The following is an 18,504-nucleotide window of genomic DNA, read 5'->3' on the forward strand; positions in this document are numbered from 1 at the left end:
GAGATGAAACCGCGTGTCGACCCGCTGGACGAGCGCGTCCTCGAGCGCAACTACGACTACGCACAGCGAAACGTGCGGGTCCTCTCGTTGTGGTACGACTGCGACGTAGAGCGGATGCTCGAGTTGCTCGCGGAACACGACATCGAACTCTCGCGCAACGACAGGCGTCAATTCGGCACGTGGTATCGCTCGCTCCGGCGGGCGAGCTGTTAGTCACTTGCCGCGCCGACATAACCGGAATAAGCTAGTTCGTTCGGCTCGACACGGCGTCACAGTTAACATCGTCGCGCCGAAAGGGAGTGGTATGAGTACGGACAGTATGGACGGTGGGACCGCGGAGACGCAACCGGAGATCGAAGTCACGGAAGACGCCGCCGAGCAGGCTCTCTCGCTGCTGGAGGGCGAGGGCCTGGACGTGACCGAGGCCGGGCTTCGGCTGTTCGTGCAGCAAGGCGGTTGTGCAGGCCTTTCCTACGGGATGCGGTTCGACGACGAACCCGACGAAGACGACACGATCTACGAACACCACGACCTGCGCGTGTTCGTCGATCCCGCGAGCCTGAAGTACATCGAGGGCAGCGTCCTCGATTACGAGGACGGACTGCAGGCCGAAGGGTTCCACGTCGACAATCCGAACGTCGTCAGCGAGTGCGGCTGTGGCGAGTCGTTCCGGACGTAAGCGACTGCGGTTCACCGCGTCTCAGGTTCCACCGGATTTTCCGACGGCCGCTAGCCGATAGCCGCCGGTCGCGTCGAAGAATCGAGGACGGGGTATCGATACGAACCGTCGAGTGCCCCGTCTCGGGTTACTCCTCGAGTTCGAAGGCGACGGTGACTTCGGCTTGATACTCCCGATCGTCGGCGCTGGCGACTTCGACGCCGAGTTCGTCAACCTCGATCCAGTGGACGTTCTGCAACGTCGACTCCGCGCGGTCGATAGCGTCGTCCGCGGCGGCGTCGAAACTCTCGGTACTGGTACCGATCAGCGTGATCTTTTTGAAGACCATGGCCTCGCCATCTACGGCGCGTACCGACGTAAAACACGGCGTCCGTTCAGGACGGAACGAACGAAGCGGTCCCGACTGACGACCGATCAGTCGGCTCGCGACTCGAACCGCTCTCGAATCGCGTTGGTGACGTTCGTGAGGTACGCACCGCCCCACGTCGCGACGATGATCGCACCGATAGAGTTGAAGACGAAGTCGAGCATCGTGTCCTCGAGTCCGTACTGGGTGAGGACGGCTCTGGTACCGAGCGTCTCGGCAGCCAGCGCGATCGCGAACTCGAGAATCTCCCAGAGGACGCCGAACGCGATGACGAAAAGTAGGATAAACACGGCGATGAACCGCTGTGGGAGGTGGACGCCCTCGGCGTGTTCGTCGAACGCGCGGACGGTCGAATACCCCACGGCGGCGACCAGCGAGGCCGACAGCGCGTGGGTCATGTGGTCCCACCACCAGACCTGGCTGTAGAGCGTGGCGGTCGCGCCGGGAAGCCCCACCGTACCGAAAGCGTGCAGGAAGACGGCGGTCGTGATCCACAGCGTGAGCCGCGGGTCCATCGGGATCTCGTAGTCGCGCTCGAGCACCGGCGGCAGTTGCGTAACGAGCAGGGCGACGCCGGTGTTGATGATGATTCCGGCGTTGCCGCGTTCGATGCCGATGAACAGCATGCCGATGAGCCCGATCTCCATGAGGTAGGTGAGCTGGCGTTGCCGTTTCCGGGAGGGAACGATGTCGGCGAGGCTAGGCATCGTCACCTCCGCCGATCGGGATGTCGTCGACGAGCCGAGTTCGGTCGGCGCGTCCGAGTCGCCTGAAGTAGAGTTCGAAGACGACACCGGCACCGAGGCCGCTGGCGGCCGAATAGACGAACTCCCACATCACGTCGTCGTGGTCGGCCGTGAACGGAACGCCCAGCACGCCGGCGGCGCTCCACCGGAGGAGGGCCCAGAGGGCGGCGGCAGCCATCGTCGCGACCACGACGAAGACGACGGCGAAGCCAGAAGTCATTCGCACGGCGGTAAACGCCTGCAGTTCGACGGTGAGGACGAGCGCGATGGCCGCGACCGAGAGGTAGGACGTGACGTGTCCCGTCAGCCTGTCGGCACCGAACGCGACGCCGAGGACCGGTAGCGCCGCCAACAGGAGGACCTCCCAGGGGAGCATGACCAGAGGGGATCGAAAGGCGATGGGTGGCAGGATCGCGAGAACTACGAGAACCGCCGCGAACGTCATCCAGAGGATGCCCCCCGTTACCAATGCCCCGATACCGATGCTCGCGATCGCGGCGACCAGCACCCACGCGATCGCCGCGTTCGACCGTCCGTCCGCGAGCAGTCCCTCGAGTGAAGCCTGCGACACAGTGGTCCGTACCGACCGCTCTCACAAAAGCGTATTTTGTCCCGGACTGAAACGAAGGTCGCGATCCCGCGCTATGGCACGATAGCGAGCAGATAGACCGTCAGGTAGGCGGCGAGCGCGACGGTGACGGCCGCCAGCGCGGTCACGCCGGCCTCGAGCAGCGTCTCGAACGCGGGCAGGCCCCGAACGCTCGCGAACGCAGTGGGAGTCGGCGTTTCCCTGACGACGCCACAGAGGAGGCCGACACCGAGAATCGAGAAGACGAAGTGGTAAGACACCTCGAGCGTTGGCGGCGTCACCGCGAGCGCGGCGACGCCGTAGGCGACGCCCACGGCGGCCCGGCGGTTGACGGTGGCGACCACCGAGCGATCGGTGAGTCGACAGAGGACGACGGCAGCGAGCCAGATCGTCGCGAGTTCGATCGCGAACGCGCCCAGCAGGTGCAGCGTCGGGTCGGGGTGGAGAACGAGTCGCGACTCGAGGACGGCGGCGTCGAAGGGAAAAAACCAGTCGGGAGGCGATCCGGTTACGAGATCGCCCCACGGATGGGACCAGAGCCCCCAGAGCGCGGCGATACCGACCGCCGTCGACGCCACCCGCGTGTGACTGGCAATCGTCCGGGCGACGAGCGCGCCGCTGGCGGCGAACAGTCCCGTGACGAGCGCGGCGATGGGGCCGCCCCAGACGTGCGCGATGGCGACGAGTGCCACGAGGACGGCGATCCCGACAGCCCGAACGAGTCGCACGCGAGGGGAGTAACCCCGGACGGCGAGCAGGCCGAAAGCGGGTGCGGCGACCGCGCCGACGACCAGCGAGTGAGTGACCGAGCGGTGGACGCCCCGGCTGGCGTCCCAGAACGCCGTCGACGCGCCGAGCGCGCCGTCGCCGGCCTGCCACTCGAGCAGGCCCACGAGCGCGTACGCGACGTCGATGTCGGGGATCGCGGCGAACGCGCCGGCGATGGCACCGACGAGGAGCGCTCGTCGGGGGGCCCAGCCTCGCCAGTCGGCGACGAGCGCTGCGACGGCGAACGCGAGGAGCGCGTGACCGACGAACACGATATGTCGCCTATGCAGTGAGTCGGCTTAAACGGCTCGCAGCTGCGTCGAACGGTACCGTTTGCCATAATCGGTGACGAACACGCCGGATGCGGCCGCGTTCGCGGACGGAGCCGCGACGCCGGGGCGAGCTTTGATTCGGCCGTTCGGGGGCCTGTAATTCGCCGCTGTCGGTAGGTCTTTGCGAGTGGCCGGCGAGCACACGCCCATGGCTCAGACACCGTCGAACGAGGCGGATCGCGCGCCATCCGTCGGCGAACTCACACCCCCGGATCGGACGCTGATGGGACCCGGCCCGAGCGACGTGAACCCGCGGGTCCTCCGGGCGATGAGTACGCCGCTGGTCGGCCATCTCGACCCCTCTTTCGTCGAGATTATGGACGAGGTGCAGGAGCTGTTGCGCTACACCTTCCGGACGGACAACCAGTGGACGATCCCGGTCTCTGGGACCGGCTCCGCGGCGATGGAGGCCGCGATCGGCAACGTCGTCGAGTCCGGCGACACCATGCTCGTGCCGACCAACGGCTACTTCGGCGGTCGGATGGCCTCGATGGCCGAGCGCGCGGGCGGCGAGGTCGTCGAGGTATCGGCACCGTGGGGCGAACCGCTCGAGCCCGCCGACGTCGCGGACGCGCTGGCCGAACACGATCCCGACGTCTTCGGGTTCGTCCACGCGGAGACGAGTACGGGCGTCCTCCAGCCCGACGTGCCGGAACTGACCGGCGCGGCCCACGACCACGACGCTCTGGTCATCGCCGACACCGTCACCTCGCTGGGTGGCGTCGAGTTGCGCGTCGACGAGTGGGACGTCGACGTGGCGTACTCGGGCCCCCAGAAGTGTCTCTCCTGTCCGCCGGGCGCGAGTCCCCTCACGCTGTCGGACGAGGCCATGAAAAAAGTTCTCACACGCGAGGACGACCCCCGCTCGTGGTACCTCGATCTCTCCTTGCTCGAGGGCTACTGGGGCGAGGAACGCGCGTATCACCACACTGCGCCGATAACGAACGTCTACGCGATCCGGGAGGCCCTGCGGCTGGTCGCCGAGGAAGGCATCGAACAGCGCTGGGCCCGCCACGAGCGCCTCGCCGGCGCGCTGAAAGCCGGCGTCGAAGCGATGGGCCTCGAGATGAACGCCCCCGACGAGTACTGGCTGCCGAGCCTCAACGCCGTCCGCGTCCCCGACGGCGTCGACGACGCCGCGGTCTGTGACGCCCTGCTCGAGCAGTACGACCTCGAGATCGCCGGCGGACTGGGCGATCTCGCCGGCGAGATCTTCCGGATCGGCTGCATGGGCTACTCCGCCCGGCCGGAGAACGTAATCTACGTCGTGACGGCGCTTGGCGACGTCCTCGAGTCGATGGGTGCGGACGTCGATCCGGGCGCAGGCGTCACTGCGACGCGCAACGCGCTCGAAGAATAGGGTCATTACAGCCGCGAAAGCGGCCGGTCTACGCTGTTACTCGCGGTCCTGGCGGCGCTCGTTCGACCTGATAGTCCTCCCCGTCGACGACGATGATGGCCCACTCGTAGGCCGGATTCGTCCGTTCGAGTCGCGCCTCGAGGTCGTCGGCGTCGTCCGGTTCGGCGACGAAACAGTGGAACTGTCCCGACGACGACGTCGGAAGTTCGTCCGCCTCGAGGACGGCGTTGACGTGAACGACTTTCCACGCTCGCTCGGCGCGGAATTCGGGGCCGTTGCCTTCGACGGTGTAACCCAGCTCTGCGAAGATCGACCTGGCCTGCTCGACGAGCTGCATGTTAACAGGACCCATTCAACAGCACCTATGTCGGCATCCACTATAAATGTTAGTACGTGACAAAAACAAGGGGTTACTTCCGAACGAACGGGAACGATCCCGCTCGTTCGTTCCGTTCGTACCGAAGGCAGCCGGCTGTTCGTCAAGTAATCGTCTATTGACCCCGGCGGCGATCGCGCGACCGCGGGGAGAACCCTCTCCGAACCCGGTCTCGAGGGATTCGCACGGGCCTACTCGTGAGCGGCGTCCCACTCGGTCGGCTTCCGGAAGTTCCCGCACTGATTACACTTGATACGGCCCATCGCGTCCATCGCGTTGTCGAGACTCTCGCAGTTCGTACAGAACCAGCCGTAGCGGCGCTCGAAATCGGGGGATTCGTAAGCGGCGAGAAACGGCCCCTTCGATCCCTTGACGCCGTCCGTCTCGGACACGTAGACGGTGTCGCCGTCGTCGGTCGACCAGGATTGCATGTTCGGCCGTAGCCGGGCTCACCCTAAATGACTGTCTGTCCGTCCGACCGGCTCGCGGGAATCGAGTGGGATCACCTCACGCGTCGTGGGACAAGTTCACAGTGTTGATTGTCCGTACTGAAAGGTTTACCCGCCCGGAAGTCGTTCGATTGGCTAATGTCGTTGGTCGTGGTCCCCGTTCGGTATCCGCTGTCGAAACACTCGCGGCGAACGCTCGAGCGGGCGATCGAGGTCGCGCGCGACCGGGACGCGGCGCTGACGATCCTACACGTCAATCTCTATCAGAACGGGAGGAAAGTGAGCCGGATCGACCTGAAAAACGCCGTTGAGAGCGCGTTCGGGCGACTCGAGAACGCCCGGTACGTCGTCCGGACCGGGTTCCTCGTCGAGGAAAGCATTCTCGACGAGGTCGGCGCGGAGGAGGCCGACGTCGTCGTCGTCGGAACCAAACAGGCCAGCCGATTCCGGCGACTCTTCCAGCGCTTTACGGACAACCCGGACATCGACCGCTATCTACGGACACACCTCGACTGCGAGGTCATTACGGTCGAGAACGCGCGGGCCTGAGACGGGCCACTGAAACGGGTTTCCAGTACAACCACGACCTGCCCTGCGATTGCACCGGAACGACGTCCGGTAGTCGGTATACGTTACGCGTCGCCCGCGTCCCGGACGACGAACACCGGGATCGAGGCATTGTCGACGACCCGCTCGGAGACGCTACCCAGCGACGTCACCTTCTCGCGGGGGCTCTTGCCCCGCGTTCCGATGACGATCAGGTCGATCCCCTGCTCCTCGGCGTACTCGAGGATCGTCTTCGACGGGGTCCCCTGTCGGATCTCGCCGACAGTTTCGAGGCCCTCGTCCGTCGCGCGCTCCTCGACGGCGGCGACGGCCTCTTTTCCCTCCGCCTCGAGCGAGCGCTCGAGGTCGGGACTGGTCTCGTCGTCGGCGGCCGCGATGACGCGACTGTCGACGACGTAGAGGCCGTGAACCGTCGCGTCGTTGTCGGCAGCGATCGGCAGTGCGTGTGCGAGCGTCTCGGGAATCGTGTCGCTCCCGTCGGTGGGAACGAGAATGTCGTCATACATCGTCGAGTGACTGTCGACTTGGGTCGGGGAGGGCATAAATCACCCCCACGATACCCGGTGCCGAGAGACGTGGCCCCGACCCGAGACCGATCGCCGAGGCGTCACCGATCGGCCGGGTCCGCGGGGCCGTCGCCTGCCTCGGTCAGGGAATCCGGCGTCTGTCGCTCGGTATCGCCGTCGATAACCCCGACGCGCGCGATGCCGCTGGTGTCGTCGAAGACGTGATGGCGGTGCGGGTAGGCGAACTCGACGTCTACGTCCGCGAACCGTTCGCCGATGGCGTCTTGCACCGCCGATCGGACGACGGTCTGCTTGTAGGGGTGTTCCATCCAGAAGAACAGCTCGAGGGCGATGCCGTGGTCGCCGTACTCGTCGATATAACATGACGGCGCTGCGGCGTAGCGAGCGCTACCGATCCGGATGTCGGGGCCCCCGGCGATGACGTCGTCGACGTTTCGAGCGGCCCGTTCGGCGGCTTTCCGGGCAGCCTCGAGGTCGCTCTCGTAGGTAATATCGAAGCCGATGGAGACCCGTGTCCGCTCGTCCTCGGCGGAGTAGTTGACGACGTCGCGGGCGTGGATCTCGGCGTTTGGGATGACGATGAAGGTGTTCTGCAGGGTGAAAATCTTCGTGTAGCGGATCGTGATGTCCTCGACGAAGCCGCGGTGGCCGGCGTCGGTCACCTCGATCATGTCGCCGATCTCGTAGGGCCGGTCGGCTAACACGTAGAAGCCGTTGATCATGCTGCCCGCGATCGGCGCGAGGACGATCGCTATCACGGCCGAGATGACGGTCACCGACAGGAGGATCTCGGTGTTGCCGACGCCGATGATGCCGGCGGCGATGCCGGCCGCCCAGAGCAAGACGGCGAGCCTGACGCCGCGAAGCACCGTCCGAGTGACGCTGGGCCGTTCGATGCGTCGGGCGACCGTCCGCCCGGCGATCCGAACGGCGAGCTTCGAGAGGTACCAGCCGACGACGAGGACGAGGAGTGCGAGGCCGATCTCGACCGCTCGCAGCGGAACTGTCTCGGGGAGAAATGTCCGAATTTCCTCGGCCGCCGTGGTGCTGTTTCCGGCCGTCGTACTCTCGTTTCCCTGCAGGACCGCGCGCATACCAACACGCTCAGGAGCGGTGTGGTTAAGCGTTCTGACCCTCTCTCCATGCGATCGATTTGCAAACAACCTAATTTCGAAACCACGTGCTACTCGATATATAATAAATCATTTAATCACCGGGGGCGTAGGGACCGGTATGGCACCAGACGAGCTTCGCTCGACCGTCGAGCGCGTCGGGGACCGGTTCAACCTCGGCGAGTACGAGATCGACGCGTATCTCACCGTGTTAGAGCAGGGCCAGCTGACGGCCAGCGAGATCGCCGACCGGACGGAGATCCCCCAGCCTCGGGTCTACGACACCGTGCGCAGCCTCAGCGACCGCGGGCTCGTCGAACTGCGCGAGTCCCGCCCGATGAAAGTCGTCGCCATCGATCCCGGCGAGGCCTTCGACGATGTCCAGACCTCCCTCGAGCGAATGGTCGACGAACTCGAGGCGCGATACACCGCGCCGGCCCGAGACACCGAGGCCGTCTCCCTGGTCAAGTCCCGATCGACGATCCTGCGCTACCTCGAGGAGGTCATCGACGCCGCGGAGTTCGAACTCGCGCTGTCGTTGACGCCGGACCTGCTGACCCGGTTCGATGAGGACCTGCGCGCGGCCGTCGACGCCGGCGTCAGCGTCGACCTGATCGTGACGCCGGCCAGCGAAGCGCCCGACCCCGCCGAGTTCGCCTACGACGAGGTCGCTTCGACCGCCCGCGCCCGACGCGGGATCACGACGCCGGTACTCGCCGTCGCCGACGGCAACTACTCCGTGTACGCGACCCAGGACGCCCTGCGCGACGATCAGGACCGGTACGGCGTCATCTTCAACCGCTCGGCGCTTGGCTTTCTGGTCTCGGGCTTTTTCGGAACCGTCCTCTGGACGACCGCCGAAGAAACGCTCGGCGAGGACGACTCCGCGCGGTCTTACCCCCGCAAATACGCCTCGATCCGCCGGTGCGTAAAGGATCTCCTCGACGAGGGCGGAGAGTTCTACGCCACGATCGAGGGTCGGGACGTCGATGTCGGCGGCCAGCGGGTCGTCCGCGGTCGGATTCTCGATATCTCCTTCGAAATCAGCGAGGAAGTCGCGAGCCTCACGATCGAGACGGCCGACGGCGAGGAGCTCTCGATCGGCGGTCGCGTCGCCGCGCTCGAGGACATCGAGGCCCACGAGATCCACATCGGCCGTGACGAGCCGCCGACGCTCGACGACTGAGCGGTGTGGAAGCGGTCGCCGGCCGGCGTCGTCCGCTCGCGTTCGGTGTCGATCGCCCCGGATCGACGGCCACGGTGGAATACGCTCGGCCGGCACCTGCCGACCGTCGGCCCGCAATCGGCGACTAGACGCCGCCCTGCGAGCCGCCCGAAACGGGCCCGACCGCGGCTCGTACGCCCGCGTCCGCGTAACGGAACCGTTATCGAGACAGTCAAATTTTAGTATCATATTTACAGCTAACAATTAAGGTGATGACCGTGGTCCGTCCCCCCGCATGGGACGAGATACCACCGTCGGGGGCGACCGATTCAGCGCCGGACGGCGGTCGTTCCTGACCGGGACGGCGGCCGCGGCGGCGGCGGGAGCCGTGGGGGTCGCCGGTTGCCTCAGTCGGGGCCCGGGCCCGAACACCGTCGTGATGACCGCCGATTCGGGCGTCGCCGGGATCATCCAGAGTGACGGCGACGGGCCGTCGGTCCAGCAAGCGCTCTGGGACGCGGGGCTGGACGAAAACATCAGCATCGAGATCCAGACCGTCGTCAGCGACTCCGCGACCCGGATGCAGACCGCCCAGTCGGCCCTCGAGGCGGGTCGGGCCCCGCCGGACATCCACATGATGGACAGCGGCTGGACGGTCCCGTTTATCCTCCGGAACCAGACGGTCAACCTGACCGAGGAACTCTCGAGCGACGTCGTCGAACGCGTCAACGAGGACTACCTCGAGGCGATCCTCGAGACGGCGCGGGATCCCCAGTCCGGCGACCTCCACGCGCTGCCGCTGTTCCCGGATCTGGGCTTTACCCTGTACCGGCGTGACCTGCTCGAGGACGCCGGCTACGACACCGGCGGCTGGGGCACCGACCCGCCCCGCTGGGAGGAGTTCGCCTCGGCGGTCCGCGACGCGCAAGACGGGTCCGATCTCGACTACGGGTTCACCACGCAGGCGGCCGCCTACGAGGGACTGGCTTGCTGTACGTTCAACGAGGTGATGACCTCCTGGGGCGGGGCCTACTTCGGCGGAACCGGGAACCTGTTTACCGCCGGCGAGCGCCCGATCACCGTCGACGACGAACCGGCCGTCGACGCGATCCGGATGATGCGGTCGTTCATCGACGGCGACGGCGACTACCCGGCGATCTGTCCGTCGTCGATCGTCCAGTGGACCGAACAGGAGTCGCTTAACCCGTTCGACAGCGGCGACGCCGTCGCGAACCGCAACTGGTCGTTCGCGATCGCACAGACCGGCGCGGCGGAGGTTTTCGGCGAGGATCTGGGCGTGATGACCCGACCGTACGCAGTCTCCGAGTCCGACGCCGAGTACGAGGGTACCGGCGGCACCACGGCCGCGCTCGGCGGCTGGAACCTCGCCGTGAGCCCGTTCTCAGATCGGCAAGAGGAAGCGCTGCAGATCCTCGAGGCGTTCGCGACCGAGGAGGTCATGCTGGCGGTGTTCGAACTCGGAGGGTATCTCCCACCGAACCTCGAACTGGTGGACGAGGCCGATCCGGACGAGGTCGGACCGGTCGCGCGCTACGCCGACGTGGTCCAGTCGGCCAGCGAGAACGCAATCCCGCGGCCGGCGACCGACCTCTGGCCCGAGCAGTCGGCGCTGGTCTACCAGGCGGTCAACGCGGCCTATCGAGGCGCGCAATCACCCGAAGCGGCGATGGACGACCTCGCCGAGGAACTCGAGCAGAGCGAGGCGGAGGTAGATGCCGATGGCAACTGACACCGATACGGACGGGATAGCCGGCGGCGAACCCGGGCGACAGCAGGACCGGGAGCGGACCGGCAACGCCGTCGTCAACTGGATGGAGGGGCTGAGCGAGGCGGCGTACGCCTACCTGCTGTTGTTGCCGGCGTTCGCGCTGTTGACCCTGATCGCGTTCTACCCGATGATCCGGACGTTCATCACGTCGCTGCGCGCCGATCAGACGCGGGGGCTGGACCCGCTCGGCGGGTTCGTCGGTATCGAGAACTACGTCGACATCCTCACGGGGAACGCGCGACTGGCTCGCCAGTTCCTCGACGTGGGGCTGACTTCGTCGTTTCCCTTCGTCGAACTCGGGACCCCGTTCTTCCAGCAGGCGCTTTTCGTCACGCTCGCGTTCGCGGTCATCAGCGTCGTCACGGAGACGGTGATCGGGTTCGGGCAGGCCTACGTCCTCGATCAGGACTTCCGGGGGCGACGGTGGGTCCGCGTGGCGATCATTCTCCCGTGGGCGGTGCCGATCGTCATCCAGGGGATGATCTTCTTCCTCCTCTTTCAGCCGACGGTCGGGTTCGGCTCCGATCTCATGCAGAGCCTGGGAATCTTCAGCGCGACGCCGCTTGCCAACAGCCGCGACGCCTTCATCATCATCCTCGTGGCCGACATCTGGAAGTCCTCGGCCTTTATGGCCCTGCTGATCCTCGCGGGGCTGCAAAGCGTCGACCGCAGCCTGTACGACGTCGCGCGCGTGGCCGGGGCCTCGCCATGGCAGCGGTTCAAACTGATCACGCTCCCGCTGGTGATGCCGGCCCTGCTCGTCGCGATGCTGTTCCGGACGATGGACGCGATGCGGGTGTTCGGGCTGATCGAGTCGACGGCCGGCTGTACGACGGTGCCGTCGCTGACCTGCCTCGTGGTCGAGGCGATGTTCGGCGGCACGCGCATCTACGCGACGGCCGCCGCCGTGGCATTCGCGACGGCGCTGGTCATCGGCCTGATCATCGGCGTCTATCTGCTGCTGTTCCGCGACACCGACGGAGGGATGTACTGATGACCGACTCACGAGACACCACCGATCCGACCGACCGCCCGAACACCGCCGAACCGAGCGATACCAGCGGCATCGACGAGTCGGGAGCCGATCCGACGCGCCGCTGCCCCGACGGCGGCGAGCCCGCGCGCGGCTCCGACGGCGACACCTCGCTCCTCAAAGACGGCCGGGACGCGGAACTCGACCGGGGCCCGTTCCAGCAGTGGGTCGCCGACTCCATCGAGAACCCGGATCGGGTCTACCGGGCGATGTTCTACGTCGCCGCGGTCTTTTTCCTCGTCACGACGCTGTTTCCCTTCTACTGGCTGCTCATGGTCGCGCTGACGCCGGAGGGACAACTCGAGAACATCGTCTTCACGCCGAACGGCTTCAACCCCGGCGCGTTCGTCGAGGTGTTCCGGGTCATCCCCTTCCACGTCTACATGTTCAACAGCTTCGTGATCGCGCTGGCCTCGACGGCCGTCGTCCTCGTCGTCGCCAGCCTCGCCGGCTACGCGTTCGGCCGCCTCGAGTTCCCCGGCCGCACGCCGCTGATGCTGTTAGTGCTGGTGATCTCCTTTTTCCCGCCGGCGGCCTTCTTTATCCCGCTGAACGACCTGTTCAACACCTCCTTTGTCTTCCTCGAGCCGATCACCGGCGACGGCACTCTCTACAACACGCCCTTCGCCCTCGTGACGCCGCTGTCGGCGATCTTCATGCCGCTGGCGATCTTCATCCTCACGACCTTCTACGGGCAGATCCCCGACGGGCTGGAGGACGCGGCCCGCGTCGAGGGGACGACCCGGCTGGGCGCACTGTTCCGGGTCATCATTCCCCTCTCTGCCCCCGGCGTCGCGACCGCGGGCGTGTTGACCTTCATCGCCGTCTACAACGAGTTCTTCTTCTCGTTCCTGATGACCGACGGCCAGCCGGAGAACTGGGCCCCGATCCTCGACGGCATTCTGGCCTATCAGGGCCAGTACCAGGTGCTGTACCACCTCATGGCCGCCGCGAGCATCCTCGGGGTGATCCCCGTCGCGATCCTCGTGGTCATCGCGCAGGAAAAGATCGTGAGCGGGCTGACCGCGGGCGCACTCAAGGAGTAAGACAATGGCACGAGTACGACTCGAGAACGTCACGAAACGGTACGGTGAGGAAACGGCGGTCGAAGACGTCAGCCTCGAGGTCGAGGACGGCGAGTTCGTCACCTTCGTCGGCCCCTCGGGCTGTGGGAAGTCGACCACGATGGAGACGGTCGCGGGGCTGACCCAGCCCACCGAGGGGCGGATCTACATCGGCGACGACGACGTCACCGACCTCGCCCCGAAGGACCGCGGGGTCGCGATGGTCTTCCAGAACATCGCCCTGTTCCCCCACATGGACGTCTACGAGAACATCTCCTTCGGGCTGCGGCTCCGGAAGTACGACGACGAGGAGGTCCGTCGTCGCGTCGAGGAGGCGGCCGATATCGTCCAGCTCGAGGGGATGCTCGATCGGATGCCGTCGGAGATGTCCGGCGGCCAGCAACAGCGGGTCGGCATCGCCCGCGCGATCGTGCGCAACCCCGACGTGTTCCTGATGGACGAGCCGCTTGCCAACCTCGACGCGAAGTTGCGGGTACACATGCGGACCGAACTCCAGCGGCTCCACCGGGAGCTGGACGCGACGGTCATCTACGTCACACACGACCAAGCCGAGGCGATGACGATGTCCAACCGGATCGCCGTCTTGAACGACGGCCGCCTCCAGCAGATCGCCGCGCCGCTTACCTGTTACAACGAACCCACGAACCTCTTCGTCGCCGGCTTCATCGGCTCGCCGTCGATGAACTTCGTCGAGGGGACGCTCCTCGAGGACGGCCTCGAGACGAACAACTTCACCGTCGACCTCGATCCCTCGCAACTGTCGGAAGTCGGCGTCGGCGACGCCGTTACCCTCGGTGTCAGACCGGAGGACGTCCACTTGACCCGGTACGCCGACTCGCTGACCGACTCGACCGATCGGATCGGGGCCCGGACCGATGTCCTCGAACCGATGGGCGACGAGGTCTTCGTCTACCTGTTGCTCTCCGAGGCCGCGGCGGGCTCGATGGAGCAGGACCCGGCTACGTCGCCCAACCAGTTGCTGATGAGCGTCACCCCCGACACCGAGATCGAGGCGGGCGAGGACGTCGACGTCGTGTTGGACCGTTCGAAGATCCACCTCTTCGATACGGCCACCGGAGACGCCTTGCTTCACGGACTGACGGACCGATCGGGACGCGAACCGGGAACGACGCCGACGGAAGCCGACAGCTGATCGACTCCCCCGTTCGACCCCCGACTCGTCGTTTGGCGACGGATCGAAGGTCCTCGAGCCCCTACATTCGATATAGCGGCTACCGATGTATCGGATCGACACGCGACGGTCGCACCGCCCCCTCGCACAATGACACCTGACCGAACTGACATCGAAACCGGCATCGTCGGCCTCGGCAACATCGGCCAGTACCACGCCGAGCGACTCGTCGACCTCGGCATCCCGCTGGTGGGCGGCATGGACGTCGCCGCCGAGGCCCGGACGCGGTTCGCTCGGCGATACGACGTCGACGTCTACGACGATCACCGGACGTTGTACGACGGCGTCGATGCCGTCATCATCACGACTCCGAACAAGTACCACGAGGAATACGCCGTCGACGCGTTCGAACGCGGGTTGCACGTCCTCCTCGAGAAGCCACTGGCCCACTCGATCGACAGCGCCGAGCGGATCGCCGAGGCCGCGGCGGCCTCGGACGGAGTCGGCATGATCGGGTTCAACAACCGCTTTGCGAACACGGTCCGGATCGTCAAAAATCGGATCGAACGAGGGGATCTCGGTGACGTCTCGCACATCGAGGCCAACTACGTCCGGCGACGCGGTATCCCCGGGCGGGGTTCGTGGTTTACCCGCCGGCAGATCGCCGGCGGCGGCGCGTTGATCGATCTCGGCGTCCACGCGATCGACCTCGCGCTGTACCTGCTGGACTATCCCGCACTCGAGGAGGTGACCGGCGTCTCCCGCGGGGAGTTTGGCTCCCGCGAGGAGTACGCCTACCTCGATATGTGGGCCGAGGACGCCGGCCCCGACGGGTTCGACGTCGACGACTCCGCCAGCGCGTTCATCCGCTGTGCGGACAGTCGAACCGTCTCGCTCGAGGTCGCGTGGGCGACCAACCGGCCGGCGACCCACGAGTTCGTCGCTCGCGGAACCGACGCGGCCGCCCGCTTCGACCTCCTCGAGGGTGATCTCAGCGTCCACTCCGCGAGCAAGGTCGGCCCCGACCACCTCGAGGACACGACGATCGAAACCCGGCAGAACGACACCCACTCGGACGAACAGCGGGCCTTTTTCGATCGGATCGTCGGGGACGGCAACGCGGTGGGCACGTGCGCCGACAGCGTGCAGGAAGCGCTGACGGTCCAGCGGATCGTCGACGGGATCTACATCTCGAGCCAGGAGGGACGGACGGTCACGATCGACGAGTGAGGAAGGAAGCCACACCCAAGCGGCGAGCGACCGGCCGCCATCGGCTGCCTGCCACCGTTTTATGCCCTCGGCCGTGGTCCCAGACCTATGCAGATCGGCGTCCACACCCCGCCGCTGGCCGACGAACGACTCGAGAGCGCGCTGCCCTACCTCGACGGACTCGGCGTCGACGCGATCGAGCCCGGCGTCGGCGGCCACCCGGGACAGGATCACCTTCCGCGGTCGGAGTTTCTCGACGACGAGACCGAACAGGCGGAACTGCGGGATCTGCTCGCGGAGTACGACATGGAGATCAGCGCGCTCGCGACCCACAACAACCCGCTTCATCCCGACGACGAGCGGGCCGGGAAAGCGGATACCGAACTCCGCGAAGCGATCCGGCTGGCCGGCCAGCTCGAGGTCGACGCCGTCACCTGTTTCTCGGGGCTGCCCGCGGGCGGGCCGAACGACGAGGTACCCAACTGGATCACCGCACCGTGGCCGCCCGAACACGCCGACGCGCTCGAGTATCAGTGGGAACGGGCGATCGACTACTGGGGTAAGATCACCGACCACGCCGCCGATCACGGGGTCGACGTGGCGATCGAGATGCATCCGAACATGCTGATCTACGAACCCCACGGGCTGGCGCGGCTTCGCGAGGAGACCGGCGACCGGATCGGGGCGAATTTCGACCCGTCCCACCTCTACTGGCAGGGGATCGCGATCACCGATGCGATCCGCTATCTGGGCGAGCGCGACGCGATCCACCACGTCCACGCCAAAGACACCAAGATCTACGACGCGCAGGCTCGCGAGAAGGGCGTGCTGGACACGACGGCCTACGACGACGAACCGAACCGGTCGTGGCTCTTTCGGTCGGTCGGCTACGGCCACGGCGAGGCCCACTGGAAGGACGTCGTCTCGACCCTCCGGATAGTCGACTACGACGGGACCCTGAGCATCGAACACGAGGATTCGCTAACGAGTGCGCGGGAAGGCCTCGAGAAGGCGATCGAACTGCTCGAGCGAGCGGTCTTCGAGACGCAGCCGGGCGAGGCCTACTGGGCCGAGTGAGTCGCGTCACTCCTCGATCTGGCGAGATACCGACTCGTCCTCTGCGCGGTCGAGAACCTCGACGCCGTCGGCGCGAACGACGATCTCGTAACCCTCGTACTCGAGGGTGACCACCGCGTCGCTTTCGGTTCCCGCGGCGGTTCGGAACAGGTCGTCGAGCGCCTCCGGGTTGACCGCGGTAAACAGCGGCTCGTAGGCCGGGGGCTCGATCTCGGTGACGTCGACGCCTTCGTGTGCGGCGATCGCCTCGATGATCGCCTGAGAGGGCGGCACCTCTCCATTCGGCGTCGACGGTTCGTCCGGAGAGGACATACTAGCCGCTATGAGTGTCCGCCGGATAAGGGTGGTGGCAAACGGGCGTTTTAGATTCCTACCAGTAATACCATCGGACGGGATCGATTACCGCGCAGAGAACGCCGAGTAAACGAGACCGCAATCCGACGTTGACGCGGATGGCGGACGGAACGTTCGAATCGGAACCGGTTGCCCGTCCGATCGACGGGACTACGACTCCTCACCGCGTGCCCGTTCGAACATCGCGATCGCCTGCTCGCGGCGGGTCGCGTGGTCGACGATCGGGGCGGGGTAGTCGGGGGCGACCTGCTCTCGCTCCGCGTCGGACAGTTCGTGCCAGCCGTGGATCTCCGCGGGACTCGCGTCGGCGAGTTCGGGGACGTACTCGCGGACGTACTCGGCGTCGGGGTCGTACTCCCGGGCCTGTTTCATCGGGTTGAAAACCCGGAAGTACGGCTGGGCGTCAGTGCCGGTCGAGGCCGCCCACTGCCAGCCCCCGACGTCGTTGGCGGTGTCGTGGTCGGCCAGCGTCCGGCGGAACCAGTCGTAGCCGGCCCGCCAGTCGAGCAGGAGGTCCTTGGTCAGAAACGAGGCCACGAGCATCCGCACGCGGTTGTGCATCCACCCCTCGCTCCGGAGCTGGCGCATCCCCGCGTCGACGATCGGACACCCCGTTTCGCCGGCCTGCCACGCGGCGAGCGCGTCGGGATCGTCGCGCCACTCGATCTCGTTCTCGTAGCCGCTGAAGTCCTCGGTGACGGTCTCGGGATTGAACGCGAGGACGTGGGCGTAGAACTCCCGCCAGGCGAGTTGGCGCTGGAACTCGCGGACGCTCTCGCGGTCGTCGTCGCTCTCGGCTCGGTCGGCGGCCCGTTCGGTCGCCGCGTACAGCTCCCGCGGCCCGATCGTCCCCCACTTCAGTTGCGGCGAGAGCCGCGAGGTCCCGCTCTCGGCCGGGAAATCGCGCCGCTCCGCGTAGTCGTAGATGGGCCCCGAACAGAAGTCGGCGACCCGCTCTCGAGCCGCCGCCGTCGTCACCGTCGGCGGCGTCGCCTCGGGCTCGTCGAATCCGAGGTCCGAAAGCGTCGGGATCGGATCGCCCGAGACGGCCGCGAGGTCGTCCGCGTCCGGTTCGGCCGCGGGTTCGCGCTTGTCCCGGTCGCGCCACTTCTTCCAGAAGTAGGAAAACACCGAGTAGTGATCGCCCTGATTGGGCGTGATCGAGCCCGGTTCGTGATGGATCGCGTCGTGGAGCGACTCGGCGGCGATGTCCGCGTCCTCGAGGGCCGCCCGGATGGCCCGATCGCGCTCGCGTGCGAGCCCGCTGTAGTCCTCGTTCCAGACGACCCTCTTCGCGTCGTACTCGCTCGCGACCTCGGGCACGGCCGCGCTCGCCTCGCCGCGGACGACAAGCAGGTCGCTCCCGCGCTCTCGGTACTGCGACCGCAGGTCCGCGAGCGCCGCGAGCAACGTCGCGACCCGGACGGGCGAGGCGTGGTCGAGGACCGTCGGATCGAGGACGAACAGCGGGACGACTCGCTCGTCGGCGGCCGCAGCGCGTGCCAGTCCGCGGTTGTCGGCGGGCCGGAGATCCCGGCGGTGCCAGAAGACGTTCACGGTCGCAGTCGGGACTCGAGGACCGAAAGCGTAGGGATGGCGGCGAGGCGAGCGTCGGGTTCTCATCTCCGGGAGCCGTCGATGACCATCGTCACCCGACAGTCACGAAACGAATACTGTACTTAATCACTGAAAGTACTTCTTACCGAATAGTAATATTGTGAGGAGTATCTTTTAATCGAGTATATGTCGACCATAACAATGGCCGGCGATGTCGACGCTCGAGCCGTG

At 66.2% G+C, this 18,504-nt stretch carries 21 protein-coding genes; 11 read left to right on the forward strand and 10 right to left on the reverse strand.

The window, feature by feature from the left end; translation table 11 throughout:
* The first annotated feature begins 3 nt into the window (after positions 1-3).
* Both A6E15_RS08720 and A6E15_RS08725 read left to right on the forward strand, forming a co-directional pair.
* Positions 4-213: a hypothetical protein gene (locus A6E15_RS08720; RefSeq protein WP_076145548.1), complete on the forward strand. Its 210-nt coding sequence runs from the start codon at positions 4-6 to the stop codon at positions 211-213.
* Between the two features lie 91 nt (positions 214-304).
* Positions 305-679: a HesB/IscA family protein gene (locus A6E15_RS08725; protein ID WP_066304179.1), complete on the forward strand. Its 375-nt coding sequence runs from the start codon at positions 305-307 to the stop codon at positions 677-679.
* 127 nt (positions 680-806) lie between these two features.
* Here A6E15_RS08725 and A6E15_RS08730 read toward each other — a convergent pair whose 3' ends face one another.
* From A6E15_RS08730 to A6E15_RS08745, 4 genes are all read right to left on the reverse strand, one after another.
* Positions 807-1,007: a dodecin gene (locus tag A6E15_RS08730; RefSeq protein WP_076145549.1), complete on the reverse strand. Its 201-nt coding sequence runs from the start codon at positions 1,005-1,007 to the stop codon at positions 807-809.
* A gap of 86 nt (positions 1,008-1,093) precedes the next feature.
* Positions 1,094-1,753 (reverse strand): hypothetical protein, encoded by a 660-nt coding sequence (locus tag A6E15_RS08735; RefSeq protein ID WP_076148270.1) that lies wholly within the window; start codon positions 1,751-1,753, stop codon positions 1,094-1,096.
* On the reverse strand, positions 1,746-2,363 hold the full coding sequence (locus A6E15_RS08740; RefSeq protein ID WP_076145551.1) for a hypothetical protein: 618 nt from the start codon (positions 2,361-2,363) through the stop codon (positions 1,746-1,748). Before A6E15_RS08740 ends, A6E15_RS08735 begins: the two co-directional genes overlap by 8 nt.
* 71 nt (positions 2,364-2,434) lie before the next feature.
* Positions 2,435-3,421 carry a metal-dependent hydrolase gene (locus A6E15_RS08745; RefSeq protein ID WP_076145552.1) on the reverse strand — a complete coding sequence of 329 codons (987 nt, stop codon included), beginning with the start codon at positions 3,419-3,421 and terminating at the stop codon, positions 2,435-2,437.
* A gap of 208 nt (positions 3,422-3,629) precedes the next feature.
* On the opposite strand from A6E15_RS08745, the gene A6E15_RS08750 reads away from it, so the two are divergent.
* Positions 3,630-4,841, forward strand: a complete 1,212-nt coding sequence (locus A6E15_RS08750; protein ID WP_076145554.1) for a pyridoxal-phosphate-dependent aminotransferase family protein — start codon at positions 3,630-3,632, stop codon at positions 4,839-4,841.
* A gap of 28 nt (positions 4,842-4,869) precedes the next feature.
* On the opposite strand, the gene A6E15_RS08755 is transcribed toward A6E15_RS08750, so the two are convergent.
* Positions 4,870-5,178, reverse strand: a complete 309-nt coding sequence (locus A6E15_RS08755; protein ID WP_076145555.1) for a DUF7116 family protein — start codon at positions 5,176-5,178, stop codon at positions 4,870-4,872.
* A 230-nt stretch (positions 5,179-5,408) separates the two neighbouring features.
* Positions 5,409-5,648 carry a DUF5816 domain-containing protein gene (locus tag A6E15_RS08760; protein WP_076145557.1) on the reverse strand — a complete coding sequence of 80 codons (240 nt, stop codon included), beginning with the start codon at positions 5,646-5,648 and terminating at the stop codon, positions 5,409-5,411.
* A gap of 156 nt (positions 5,649-5,804) precedes the next feature.
* Between A6E15_RS08760 and A6E15_RS08765 the strand changes: the two genes are divergently transcribed.
* Positions 5,805-6,215 carry a universal stress protein gene (locus A6E15_RS08765; RefSeq protein WP_076145559.1) on the forward strand — a complete coding sequence of 137 codons (411 nt, stop codon included), beginning with the start codon at positions 5,805-5,807 and terminating at the stop codon, positions 6,213-6,215.
* A gap of 83 nt (positions 6,216-6,298) precedes the next feature.
* Here the strand turns inward: A6E15_RS08765 and A6E15_RS08770 are convergent, their stop codons facing one another.
* Both A6E15_RS08770 and A6E15_RS08775 read right to left on the reverse strand, forming a co-directional pair.
* The gene (locus A6E15_RS08770; protein ID WP_076148272.1) at positions 6,299-6,739 is read right to left on the reverse strand and encodes a universal stress protein; all 441 of its coding nucleotides are present in this window, start codon (positions 6,737-6,739) and stop codon (positions 6,299-6,301) included.
* A 101-nt stretch (positions 6,740-6,840) separates the two neighbouring features.
* Positions 6,841-7,854 carry a mechanosensitive ion channel family protein gene (locus A6E15_RS08775; protein ID WP_076145560.1) on the reverse strand — a complete coding sequence of 338 codons (1,014 nt, stop codon included), beginning with the start codon at positions 7,852-7,854 and terminating at the stop codon, positions 6,841-6,843.
* Between the two features lie 139 nt (positions 7,855-7,993).
* On the opposite strand from A6E15_RS08775, the gene trmB reads away from it, so the two are divergent.
* The 7 genes from trmB to A6E15_RS08810 all read left to right on the forward strand — a co-directional run bounded on the left by trmB (position 7,994) and on the right by A6E15_RS08810 (position 16,362).
* Entirely contained in the window at positions 7,994-9,058 is a 1,065-nt protein-coding gene (gene trmB / locus A6E15_RS08780) for an HTH-type sugar sensing transcriptional regulator TrmB (protein WP_076145562.1), read from the forward strand.
* A gap of 274 nt (positions 9,059-9,332) precedes the next feature.
* Complete coding sequence (locus A6E15_RS08785) at positions 9,333-10,787, forward strand: extracellular solute-binding protein (protein WP_076145563.1); 1,455 nt, start codon at positions 9,333-9,335, stop codon at positions 10,785-10,787.
* Positions 10,777-11,820, forward strand: a complete 1,044-nt coding sequence (locus A6E15_RS08790; protein WP_076148274.1) for a carbohydrate ABC transporter permease — start codon at positions 10,777-10,779, stop codon at positions 11,818-11,820. Before A6E15_RS08785 ends, A6E15_RS08790 begins: the two co-directional genes overlap by 11 nt.
* Complete coding sequence (locus tag A6E15_RS08795) at positions 11,820-12,905, forward strand: carbohydrate ABC transporter permease (RefSeq protein WP_076145565.1); 1,086 nt, start codon at positions 11,820-11,822, stop codon at positions 12,903-12,905. Before A6E15_RS08790 ends, A6E15_RS08795 begins: the two co-directional genes overlap by 1 nt.
* A 4-nt stretch (positions 12,906-12,909) precedes the next feature.
* Positions 12,910-14,097 (forward strand): ABC transporter ATP-binding protein, encoded by a 1,188-nt coding sequence (locus tag A6E15_RS08800; protein WP_076145566.1) that lies wholly within the window; start codon positions 12,910-12,912, stop codon positions 14,095-14,097.
* Between the two features lie 129 nt (positions 14,098-14,226).
* Positions 14,227-15,306 carry a Gfo/Idh/MocA family protein gene (locus A6E15_RS08805; protein ID WP_076145568.1) on the forward strand — a complete coding sequence of 360 codons (1,080 nt, stop codon included), beginning with the start codon at positions 14,227-14,229 and terminating at the stop codon, positions 15,304-15,306.
* A gap of 87 nt (positions 15,307-15,393) precedes the next feature.
* Positions 15,394-16,362 (forward strand): sugar phosphate isomerase/epimerase family protein, encoded by a 969-nt coding sequence (locus tag A6E15_RS08810; protein WP_076145569.1) that lies wholly within the window; start codon positions 15,394-15,396, stop codon positions 16,360-16,362.
* 6 nt (positions 16,363-16,368) lie between these two features.
* Here A6E15_RS08810 and A6E15_RS08815 read toward each other — a convergent pair whose 3' ends face one another.
* Positions 16,369-16,674, reverse strand: coding sequence for a HalOD1 output domain-containing protein (locus A6E15_RS08815; RefSeq protein ID WP_076145571.1), 306 nt, complete (start codon positions 16,672-16,674; stop codon positions 16,369-16,371).
* Positions 16,675-16,866: 192 nt separating this feature from the next.
* Entirely contained in the window at positions 16,867-18,273 is a 1,407-nt protein-coding gene (locus A6E15_RS08820; protein WP_076145572.1) for a cryptochrome/photolyase family protein, read from the reverse strand.
* Positions 18,274-18,504: the final 231 nt, after the last annotated feature.

The organism is Natrinema saccharevitans (genome assembly GCF_001953745.1).
GTDB lineage: Archaea > Halobacteriota > Halobacteria > Halobacteriales > Natrialbaceae > Natrinema > Natrinema saccharevitans.